Below are 11,150 nucleotides of genomic sequence, written 5' to 3'. Positions count from 1 at the left end.
CGTTGCCCAAGCACTTTTGCAATACTTCGGTTGCGCGCATGGTGTGGTCTGCTTCCTCTGGCTTCGTAACCCGTGAGGAATGACCGCATCATGCGCGCACTGTTCCTTCAGTCAGCGCGTAACGTGTTGATTGAACGAGGAGATTCGTGGGGAAATCTCAGGGTCTGAGTGGAGTGCACTCTCGATTGGCCGGTACACGACGGGAAGTGTGTATTTCCAAGATGCTGCCAGGCTGGCGGCTTGACCCGAGGGAGCACTTATCGCGCTGTCCAATTTTCGGGGCCCACTTGTGTAGGCATGTTCGTTGGGCCGTGAACGCTATGGACCGGATTGCGACGGTCGAACATCTGTCCCCGCCAACGCTGTGCTGCCAACCAATTTCCCGACCTCCAATTGGTTTCCTTTGGCAAAAATCGGAAGTGAGTAAGATGATGAGCAACATAAAGGCATGCATCGAGACATACATTTATGTACCAGTTGCATAGAGCTTATATTCGAAAGACGCCGACGCAAAAATGGTTCTTCGCAGTTAAGCGGAAATGATCGTGTTGACAGATGAGGGGAGCCGGCACAGAAAACGTCATGCCGGCAGCGAATCGTGACCCGTTCGTGCATAAAGGTCACCCGTGGACAATGTTCCAGGAACCGTTCTTTTCGACAGTGCTATTATCGGTGGCTACGCGCATTGTTCATACGGGGGAGCCATGCATTCATCCAAACGTCTTCATTCACATTCACGATCCGGTGGTTCGGACATCACGTGGGTGGGCTCCGCGCTTGTGGCCATGCTCGTCACGGGTCTGCTGGGCATGGCCAGTGCGCGTGCCGGCAGCATCGGCCGTGGTGATCGCTACGCGGGTGCTCCATGGGCATCCCGGTCTCCGGTACTGGCGCAGCACGGCATGGCGGCCACCGAACAGCCGATCGCATCTCTTGCCGCCGTGGAAATCCTGAAGAAAGGCGGCAGCGCCGTGGATGCCGCCATCGCCGCCAACGCGGTCCTCGGATTGATGCAGCCGGTGCTGAACGGTATTGGCGGTGATGCCTTTGCCATTGTGTACGACCCCAAGACCCATAAGCTTTATGGCTACAACGGATCCGGCTGGTCGCCCAAGGGGCGTGATCTGGCCAGCATGCGGGCCGAAGTGGCGGCTGCCTACAAAAAGGCGGGCATGAAACCTTCCGACCAGATCCCCCTGTTCGGCTCGCTTCCGGTGACCGTGCCTGGTGTGGTCGATGCCTGGTTCGCCCTGCACAAGCGTTTTGGCAAGTTGCCGATCAGTGAGGATCTCGCTCCGGCGATCTACTATGCCAAGCATGGCTTCCCGGTCACTGAAATCGTCTCCAGGTACTGGAAAGGCAACTGGAAAGCCTTCGAGAAGAATCGTGGCTTGATCGAGGAATTCGGTAACGCGAAAAAACTCTATCTGATCAACGGGCATACGCCGCGGCAGGGCGAGGTGTTTCACAACCCCGATCTGTCCCACACGCTTTCCCTGATCGCCAAGGGCGGGCGCGATGCCTTCTACAAGGGAAGGATCGCCCACACCATGGCGGACTATTTCAAGCGCATCGGTGGTGATCTGCGCTATGCGGATTTCGCCACTTTCCACGGCGCCTGGGTGCAGCCGCAGTCGGTCAACTACCGCGGCTATGATGTTTACGAACTGCCGCCCAACGGGCAGGGTTTTGCCGCGTTGGAGATGCTCAACACCCTCAAGGGTTTCGACTTGAAAAAAATGGGTGTTGGCACCGCGGACACGCTGACCGCGGAGATCGAGTCCAAGCGTCTGGCCTTTGCCGATCTCTCCAAGTATTACGCCGACCCGCGCTTCTACGATGCGCCGATGAAAGGCCTGCTGTCGGAGAAATATGCCGACCAACGGCGCAAGATGATCAACCTGCAGCACGCCAACCCGAATATCGGGCCCGGCAATCCGCGCCTGTTCAACGGCGACACCACCGACTTCGAGACGGCCGACAGCAGCGGCATGATGGTGTCCATGATCCAGTCCAACTACGCCGGCATGGGTTCGGGCCTGGTCGCCGATGGACTCGGTTTCATGTTCCAGGATCGCGGTGCGCTGTATTCGCTGCATGGCGATGCCGCGAACGTGTACGCGGCCCGCAAACGCCCCTTTCACACCATCATTCCCGCCTTCGTGATGAAACAGGGCAAGCCCTGGCTCGCGTTCGGCGTGATGGGGGGCTCGATGCAGCCGCAGGGTCATGTGCAGGTATTGGTGAACATGATCGACTTTGGCATGAACGTGCAGGAAGCCGGCGATGCCGCCCGCTGGAGACACGTGGGCAGCGCCACGCCGACGGGCCTGCCATCGAAAGGCATCGGTACGGTCGAGCTGGAGTCGGGCTTCAACAAGTCGGTCGGGGCTGCGCTGGAGAAACGCGGCTACAAAGTGGACTGGGTGCCCCCCGGCTCCGGCGCTTTCGGCGGATACGAGGCGATCATGTATGACGCCAAGGACCATGTGTACTGGGGCGCCAGCGAAATGCGCAAGGACGGCGAGGTGGTTGGTTACTGATAAAAGGCAGGATAAAGTCCGGGCCTGGCCTTATCGAGTCATGGCAGGACCTGGCATGCCGTATTGATACGGTTTGTTTCAGGTCTTGCCTGCGTCGTTGCCCAGAGCATGGCGACACCTCGGGCAAGAAGCGCTACGTCAGCATCGCCCACGCTCTTGGTCGACTGTCCGCCGTGGCCGCTTCGCGGGAGGCCGTAAAGGGCCCGTTGAACCCGCAAGTCATTCGGGTTGATCCTTCGCGGGCCAGGGCAAGTGGAGTTGTGTGTTTTCGGCAAATGCCGCCCGGCGCGAGCCCGTTATGTCGTCCTCCTTTTCGTGAGCGCACCCGTGCGGTTCGCAATCAAACGCCTGCCCTCGCGAAAACCATGAGATAGACCAGTCGACCGTTGACAAGGCCGTTTCCAAAGTCCGGACTTGATCTATGACCAGGGCAAGGAGATGAGCTACCACGACGCCCTGACCTTGCGCATCGGTGTGAAGGTTTAATTGGCAGGCTCCCACCGCCCCTGGCGGCGCAACAGCAACGAGAATACCAAGGGCCTGCTACGCCAGTATTTTCCCAAGGGCACGGACTTGTCGGTGTACAGCCAAGTTGGGCTCAATCCGAGCTGACCTTAGCTTCAACCCCCGACCTTGCAAGCCCCATGGGTTCCACACGCCCTTGCAGGTCACCAACGAGCATTGACGACTGGCTAATACGCAGGATCGGCACAATGCAATGACTGTGTTGCACGCGGACCTTGAATCCGCCCTTCCTTATACCGTGGAAAGGGCTTTTTCAATTCTCTTCGATCAGTCGTAACCGGGGCGCGATCCAATTGATCAGTGCTAGCACGACGAGGTACGCGATCGCTGCGTACGCGAACAGCGGCAGGTAGCTGTGATAGCGATTCAACAGGATGCCTGCAATGAAAAGGATGGCGAGTCCGCCTAGATTGCCTGCGAATGCTGAGATACCGATCACTGAGCCGACAGCGCGGTGGGGAAATGAGTCAGCAGCCAAGCCGAACAAATTGGTGGAAAATGCTTGGTGACCGGCAAGTGCAGTGCCCACCAGCAGTACTGCCACCCAGTAATTTGACGTGAGCAGAACCAGCGGTAGCGGCAGTACCAGAAATGACGCAATCAGCATGGGAATCTTGCGCGCAGCATTGACCGATAATCCTCGGCGTATCAGCAAGCTCTGGAGCCACCCACCAAGAAAGGCGCCGATCATCGCCATCAGGTAGATTGTGGCAATGGGTAAACCGATATGCGCCATGTTCAGGTGGTAGCGATGGTCAAAAAAGTCTGGAGCCCAGAACAGCAGCAACCACCAGACCGGATCGGTCATCAGTTTGCCCAACACCATGATCCAGGTATAGCGGTCATCCATCAATTGTCGCCACGGTACGGGGCGAGGCTTGGATTCGCCGTGAACTTCGATTCGCTTGGGTGGCTTGGGAAGCGCGAGCCATATGACCAGCCAGACCAATCCTGCGACGCCAGTAATGAAGAAGGTCTCGCGCCAGCCATAAGTCAGCGCCAGCCATGGTATCAACAGTGGTGTAGCGATGGCGCCGATATTGGGCGCGGCATTCATGATGCCCAACGCCAAGGAGCGATCCTTTTGCGGGAACCAGGTCGCCATGCTCTTTACGGCCGCCGGTGTGTTTACCGACTCGGCCACCCCCAGAACCAGTCGTGCCGCCGAAAATTGCGTTACGGTACGGGTGACTGTATGTGCGATCTCAGCCAGGCTCCAAACGCCGACACCCCATGCATAGCCTGACTTCAGGCCAGTACGGTCAACGAATCGACCAGCGAAAAGGACAGCCACCGTTCCACCGAGTTGAAAAAATGTGGTGATATCGCCGTAGTCTGCGTCGTTCCAACCAAACTGCTGCTCCAGTATCGGCTTCAGCAATGCAATGATCTGACGATCAACATAGTTGAGCATGATGGCAATGACGACCAGTGTCAGTACCCAGTAGCGCAGTCTCGAACTTCCCATGTGAATCTCCGTCGTTCGTTTTGCGGTGAGACGCGCGGGCGTCATAGTCTTAGACTTATATAAGACACATGATATAACATTCAACGAATGGAACGCGAATTCGATTTACTGGTTATTGGCGGTGGCATCAACGGTGCTGGCATCGCGCGCGATGCTGCGGGACGCGGCTACAAAGTGCTGCTTTGCGAGCAGGCTGATCTCGCCAGTGGAACTTCATCAGCCAGTTCGAAACTGATCCACGGTGGTTTGCGCTATCTCGAGCACTACGAATTTCGACTGGTGCGAGAATCGTTGAGTGAACGCGAAGTATTATGGCGCTCGGCACCCCATGTCGTGTGGCCTCTGCGCTTCGTCCTGCCATATCATGCGGACTTGCGACCAGCGCCTCTGCTCCGATTTGGTCTGTTTGTCTACGACCACTTGGGGGGACGCAGACGGCTGCCAGCGACACGCACATTGCATCTGCGCAAACATGCGGCAGGCGATCCATTGGACGCGCGCTACGCATTGGGATTTGAATACTCAGATTGCTGGGTAGACGATGCGCGCCTGGTTGTCCTCAATGCATTGGATGCCCGCGAACGGGGGGCCGAGGTGCTGACGCATACACGCTTCATTGCAGCACATCGGCTAGAGGGCGTCTGGCAGGCCGACTTGTTGCTAGAGGAGGGAGATACTCTTCGCGTGCGTGCACGAGCAATTGTCAACGCGACGGGTCCATGGGTGATGCCGGTCGCCGAAAAGCTGCATTCGAGGAGCGCCGGAAGCAGTGTGGTGCTGATCAAAGGCAGCCATATCGTGGTGCCTCGACTTTACGCTGGCCTGCAAGCATATACATTGCAAGGAGGTGATGGTCGTGTCGTGTTCATGATCCCGTATGAACACGATTTCACGTTGATCGGAACTACGGACGTACCCTATTCGGAGCATCCGTCCGATGTGGCAATTAGTGAGCAAGAGACCGCTTATTTGTGCCGGACTGTCAGCGGGTATCTGAAACGGGAAGTGAAGCCAACCGATGTGATCTGGAGTTTCGCAGGAGTTCGACCTCTGTATGACGACGGTTCCAATAATCCCTCGGCGATCACACGCGACTACACGTTGGAACTTAGCGGGGGTAATGGAGAGGCTCCATTGTTGACTGTTTATGGCGGCAAGATCACCACTTTCCGTCGACTTGCCGAAGAAGCACTAGGCAAGCTAGACAAGGTGCTTGGCCGTCGTTCACGTCCCTGGACCCGGGATGCGCTCTTGCCCGGAGGTGACATTCCCGACGCTAATTTCGATGAGTGGCTGGAGCAACTTGAAGCAAAATATGCGTTTATGCCGCCGGCTGCGCTGAACCGGCTCGCCCACGCTTATGGTTCCCGTATTGATCGCGTGATCGGTCAGGCGCGAAAAATGCAGGATCTAGGCCAGGATTTTGGTCTGGGCCTCACTGCATCGGAGCTGGATTACCTCATGTCCACTGAATGGGCATGCAGTGTCGAAGACGTGCTGTGGCGACGCTCCAAGCTGGGTCTGCACTTGGACGCAACCGCACAGGAGCAGGTGCAGAGCTACATGGACTCCCGCCGCAGGGCGCTATCGTCTGACGCAAAGCAGAAACCAGGCGGTTGAGACGCCTGGATCATGTACGTTGCGAAACGCGGGCTGGGAACGTGTCGATCCAGAAGGATCCAGTGAGCTCGCTTACGCAGGTGAAAATGCGCCGTCGCGCCAATATTCGATGATGCGGGCAGTTCCGCCCAGTTCGCCAGTGTGTTGAACCTCTGGGCCCAATGGAATGCTTGTGCCGGCGCGCACGAAAACGGCGGTCTGCGTCAGTGCCAGGTGCAACTGGTGCGTTTGCCCACCCTCGAATGCACCGCCATCAGGAAAACGGTGCCAGATACCCTGTGGAAGGTAGATTTCGACGGAACCGTCCGGATCCAGACAGGGTGCAACCAGTATGTCGGATCCGAAGAAGAACTGGTCCTCAAAGGCCCATGATGCTCGTTCGTCGGGGCAGGCCAGTACCATCGCTCGCTGGACCGGAAGGCCGGTAGCATGAGCGGTCTGCATTGTTGCAAGCAGATAGGGCAAGAGACGATAGCGCAACCTGAGGGCCGCGAAAGTAGCGGCTTCTGCTTCGCTTCCGTAGGACCACGGCTCGCGCGCACCTATGCCATGCAGACGCATGTGTGCGGAAAAGACTGCGGCTTGGGCCCAGCGTACGTACAGCACCGGATCTCGATCATCCTGATAGAAGCCACCTATATCGGTAGCGTAGTAGGCGCCGCCGCTCAGGCCCCATGCCACACCACCGCGTAGATTGGCGGCCATGCCCCCCCAGTCGGCTTGAGGATCGCCACCCCATTGTGAAGGATATCGCTGCGCGCCAATCCAACTGGAGCGTGAGAACAGAAAGGGTCCAGCGCTGGAATAACTCTCTGCGCCCTCGTACACACAGCGGTTATATAGATGCGTGTAGACATTGTGCAAAGCATGTCCATGCTCGCCGTTGAAGGCGCGCATGTCGTCTGTGATCTGTTCGCCAAAATCAGCTTTGATCATGTCCACGCCTAGATCGAAGAGCGCGCGGTGTTGGTCGCGCCAGAATCTGTAGGCCTCAGGATGGGTGAAGTCGAGCAGTCCGGAGTCAGGGAGCGGCGTCAGCACCTTCCCGAATGCTTCCGTTTCCCAGCTATAGCGATAGGCCTTGCCGGTAGCTGCGTCGGTTAACAACCAGCCCTTGCTTTGCAGTTCTTCGAACCATGGATGGCGTGTTGAGATCAGCGGGTATTCCCACACACATATGCGAAAGTCCATGTCTTTAAGTTGGGCTAGTACCTCTCTGGGATTATCGAAGCGCTTTGGATCCCATTCGAATGCGAAGCGTGTTTCGGTATCCTGCCAGGCACGTCCATCGAAGGTGATGGTGTCGCACGGCATACCACGGCGGCGAACTTCGCGCGCTACTTCGAGTACTTCCTCAGGCGTGCGGTAGTACGCCTTGGACAGAATCAGTCCCAGACTCCAAAGCGGCGGTACCGGAGCGCGACCGGTCAGGTCGGTATAACTGCCAAGTAACTCTGCGCCATTCGCTCCGGCGAACAGGAAAAAGTCCAGCGCCTCGTCCTCGATTGTTATGACATACGCCCGCTCGGAAAAGGGCGCGAAGCCAACAGCGTGGCTTACTGGAGAGGGTGTGTGTACCAGGGATCCCCAGCCGCGAGGAGACCATGCAAATGGCGTGTTCTTGTAGGAACGCTCTGCGTTGACGCCCAACGCGTCCTCGTTCAGCGAGCGTAGCCACTGCCCACGCTTGTCCAACCGTCCCCACTTCTCGCCCAGACCGTAGACCGGTTCGTTCGACTGAAGATCGAGTGAGACAAGCCAACCACGTTCAATCCGAGCAAATGGTGGAAGACGGAAACGTCGTTCAAAATGGCTGTCGCGCGGTGAACGCTGTACTACGATCCCGTTTTTACGCAAGACGAAAGCCAGAGGTTCAAGCTCAAGCTCGAGCTCGAAATCGCCTCCCCGCACGATGTTTCGGTTGGTCTCGTTACTCAGTTGCAACGGTAGGCGTTCGGGTTCCTTGGCCAGCATCCCGTAGTCGCCGATTGCGCGCGGTCCGCTGTCGATTCGCATGCCGTCGGAATACAGGGAGATATTGAGTGGGCCCGCATTGGTCGGAATCACCACATGATCGTTGGCGACAAGTACCACCTCGCCCGTCACAGTCACTGGAGTGATATCGTTCCATTGTGGTGCGGGCCAGTGCTGCTCGATGTCCTGGAGGTTCGTCATTCGATGATGCCTCAGTGACCCAGGTCGAGGCAGCAGTACTTGATGTCAAGATAGTCCTCGACACCATACTTTGATCCTTCACGACCCATACCACTTGCCTTGACGCCGCCGAACGGCGCCACCTCTGTTGTCACCATGCCGGTGTTGACGCCTACAAGGCCATATTCGAGCTGTTCCATCACGCGAAACACACGCGCCAGATTGTGCGCGTAGAAATAACTGGCGAGTCCGTATTCTGTTGCGTTTGCCAGCTGGATGGCCTCCTTTTCGTCATGAAAGCGGACCAGCGGAGCAACCGGGCCAAATGTTTCTTCGCGCATGATCAAGGCATCGGCAGCGACTCCGGTAAGTACCGTTGGCTCGTAGAATAACCCTCCGCGGGAATGTGGCTTTCCGCCCAGCAAGACAGTGCCACCATGTGCCCGTACGTCTGCGACGTGAGCCTCGACTTTTTTGAGCGCGGCGCTGTTTACAAGCGGTCCCTGTGTCACGCCCTCTTCAAAGCCGTTACCGACCCTGAGTTCCTTTACCGCTGCTGCAAGCTTCTGCGCAAATATGTCATATACGCTGTCCTGGACCAGGATACGGTTGGCGCATACACAGGTCTGTCCCGTGTTGCGGAATTTGGCGATCATCGCCCCTTCGACGGCGGCGTCCAGGTCTGCATCGTCGAAGACGATGAAGGGTGCATTACCGCCTAGCTCCATGGAAACGCGCTTCATGTTGGCTGTCGCTGCCGAAGCGAGTTGCTTGCCCACTGCGGTCGATCCGGTGAAAGTTATCTTGCGTAGCTGCGGGTGATCGATCATTGCTGCTCCGATCTCTGCTGCCTCACCGGTGATTACATTGAGTACCCCAGGGGGCAGGCCCGCCTTTTCTGCCAAAACGGCTATCGCCAATGCCGAGAATGGGGTCTGTGGAGCAGGCTTGACGACCATCGTGCAACCGGCGGCCAATGCGGCGCCAAGCTTGCGTGCGATCATGCTGCTGGGGAAATTCCAGGGCGTGATCGCTCCGACCACACCCACCGGCTGCTTCATTACCAGTAGACGACGTTCGGGCCATGGGGAAGGAATCGTGTCGCCATAGATGCGTTTACCTTCCTCGGCGAACCAACGCAGGTAGCCCACACCGCCGGCAATTTCACCGCGTGATTCAGCCAAAGGCTTGCCCATTTCCCTGGTTAGCAGTATCGCCAGAGGCTCGCGATGTTCCATCATCAAATCGGCGAGCTTTTGCATCAGCTCGCCGCGTCGCGCGGCCGGGGTGTCACGCCAACCAGGAAATGCCTTTGCAGCAGCATCGATCGCGCGCTTGGTCTCCTGCGTGCGGAAGTGCGGGACGCTGCCGACCTTTTCGCCAGTAGCCGGGTCTATTACATCACGGGTTGAGCCATCGTCTGCGGCCAGCCATCGACCACCAACATGGCAGGTCTGTTGCAGCAGTTCTGTCTGGTCCATGCTCTTTGCCTTAATAAACCAACTTAGAGTTGTATAAGATATAAGACTTGAGCGTGTTTGCAAAGTGGCGCCAACTGCAGCCTCTCAGGAAAGTTCGATGGAATAGACGTGATGCGCCGTGCTGCAGCGACTTATGCGCCACTCCACCCGTGTACCGTCTATGCCGAAAGCTATTCGATCAATATGCAGAAGCGGGCTGCCAATCGGTACGCTAAGTCGATCTCGATCTTGTTTGTCGGCCAGGGCCGCACGCAACTCTTCCTGCACTGAGCCGATATTGATGCCGAATGCGGAGTGGTACAGCGAGTAAAGCGAATTCGGTAGCGTTTTGCGCTTGTCCAACCCAGCAAGCATGGTGGCAGGCACAATGATGGTTTCGAAAATTATTGGCTGCTGCTCGATGAGGCGCACCCTCTTGATCTCGATGACCTTGGCGTTCTTTGCCAGTCCTAGATGCGCCATATCCGCTGCTGTGGCTGTTCTGCGCGTAACCTTTTCGCCAGTGGCGCTGGGAGTGACGCGATCGCCACCAGGGGTGCAAAGGTGAAAAAAGCGAAACAGCGAGCGTTCTTCGCTGTTCACAGCAACAAACGTTCCCTTGCCCTGACGACGTTCCATGACGCCGATGCTTGCAAGTTCGTCCAAGGCCTTGCGAACGGTTCCTTGGCTCACGCCCAGTTGTTGGCCTAGCGCCTGTTCGCTGGGTAGTGCTGCACCAAGCTTCCAGGTACCGGCAGCGACTTGTTCAAGAAGGTAGTCGTAGACCTGCTGATAAAGCGGGCGTACCCCTGGGGTAAATTTAGAATCCATTTTTCCTCACCAGCCCGCAGTCATGCGGAATCTATGGTTCGCAGCATTTTAACCTGATCTCGACACATGTTGGCCGATAGACGTCTGAAGCGCATCACTGATGACGGCGCTATTGAAAACAAGCGAAGAACAGTCTAATCTTATATCTTATATAAGAGAACGACGAGCTTAGATGGCCTCTCGGCTTGCCAGCTTGGTCAAAAAATTCAAACACGCTGGAGAGATCCGGCGTCCTACTCGGGAGAAATGTGCTGTGTCTCAACCACAATTGCTGGTACACGACAAAAAGGACAATGTAGGAGTTGTCGTGGTTGAAGGAGTCAAAGCCGGGTCGAATCTGCTCGGCGTGGTGCTGGAAGACGACTCCGATTTCCATGTGACTCCCACTCAAGATGTACAGATTGGGCACAAGATCGCGCTGAAGGATATGGCCGAGGGAGATACGGTCGTCAAATATGGACAGGATATCGGTCGCATCGTTGCTACGACCAAGAAGGGCGATCACGTGCATGTGCAAAACCTCAAGACCAAGCGCTGGTAAAGGAAAAA

At 56.9% G+C, this 11,150-nt stretch carries 7 protein-coding genes and 1 pseudogene; 4 read left to right on the top strand and 4 right to left on the bottom strand.

From position 1 onward, the window contains the following. Positions 1 to 785: 785 nt before the first annotated feature. On the top strand, positions 786 to 2,543 hold the full coding sequence (locus tag PF446_RS06110) for a gamma-glutamyltransferase family protein (protein WP_298070353.1): 1,758 nt from the start codon (positions 786 to 788) through the stop codon (positions 2,541 to 2,543). Positions 2,544 to 3,041: 498 nt separating this feature from the next. Beyond that, positions 3,042 to 3,228, top strand: a pseudogene (locus PF446_RS06105) (IS30 family transposase); the annotation flags it as partial. A 93-nt stretch (positions 3,229 to 3,321) separates the two neighbouring features. Here PF446_RS06105 and PF446_RS06100 read toward each other — a convergent pair. Beyond that, positions 3,322 to 4,536 (bottom strand): MFS transporter, encoded by a 1,215-nt coding sequence (locus PF446_RS06100; RefSeq protein ID WP_298070352.1) that lies wholly within the window; start codon positions 4,534 to 4,536, stop codon positions 3,322 to 3,324. Between the two features lie 87 nt (positions 4,537 to 4,623). On the opposite strand from PF446_RS06100, the gene glpD reads away from it, so the two are divergent. Next, positions 4,624 to 6,156 (top strand): glycerol-3-phosphate dehydrogenase, encoded by a 1,533-nt coding sequence (gene glpD, locus PF446_RS06095; RefSeq protein WP_298070351.1) that lies wholly within the window; start codon positions 4,624 to 4,626, stop codon positions 6,154 to 6,156. 72 nt (positions 6,157 to 6,228) lie between these two features. Here the strand turns inward: glpD and PF446_RS06090 are convergent, their stop codons facing one another. From PF446_RS06090 to PF446_RS06080, 3 genes are all read right to left on the bottom strand, one after another. Then, entirely contained in the window at positions 6,229 to 8,331 is a 2,103-nt protein-coding gene (locus tag PF446_RS06090; RefSeq protein ID WP_298070350.1) for a TIM-barrel domain-containing protein, read from the bottom strand. Between the two features lie 11 nt (positions 8,332 to 8,342). Continuing rightward, on the bottom strand, positions 8,343 to 9,791 hold the full coding sequence (locus tag PF446_RS06085) for an NAD-dependent succinate-semialdehyde dehydrogenase (protein WP_298070349.1): 1,449 nt from the start codon (positions 9,789 to 9,791) through the stop codon (positions 8,343 to 8,345). An 84-nt stretch (positions 9,792 to 9,875) separates the two neighbouring features. Continuing rightward, positions 9,876 to 10,601 (bottom strand): GntR family transcriptional regulator, encoded by a 726-nt coding sequence (locus PF446_RS06080; protein ID WP_298070348.1) that lies wholly within the window; start codon positions 10,599 to 10,601, stop codon positions 9,876 to 9,878. Positions 10,602 to 10,908: 307 nt separating this feature from the next. Here PF446_RS06080 and PF446_RS06075 point away from each other — a divergent pair, with 307 nt between their 5' ends. Beyond that, positions 10,909 to 11,142, top strand: coding sequence for an SAF domain-containing protein (locus tag PF446_RS06075; RefSeq protein WP_298070347.1), 234 nt, complete (start codon positions 10,909 to 10,911; stop codon positions 11,140 to 11,142). The last annotated feature ends 8 nt before the right edge of the window (positions 11,143 to 11,150 follow it).

The organism is Oleiagrimonas sp. (genome assembly GCF_027858935.1).
Classification (GTDB): domain Bacteria; phylum Pseudomonadota; class Gammaproteobacteria; order Xanthomonadales; family Rhodanobacteraceae; genus Oleiagrimonas.
This window is presented reverse-complemented; position numbering and strand designations above follow the sequence as displayed.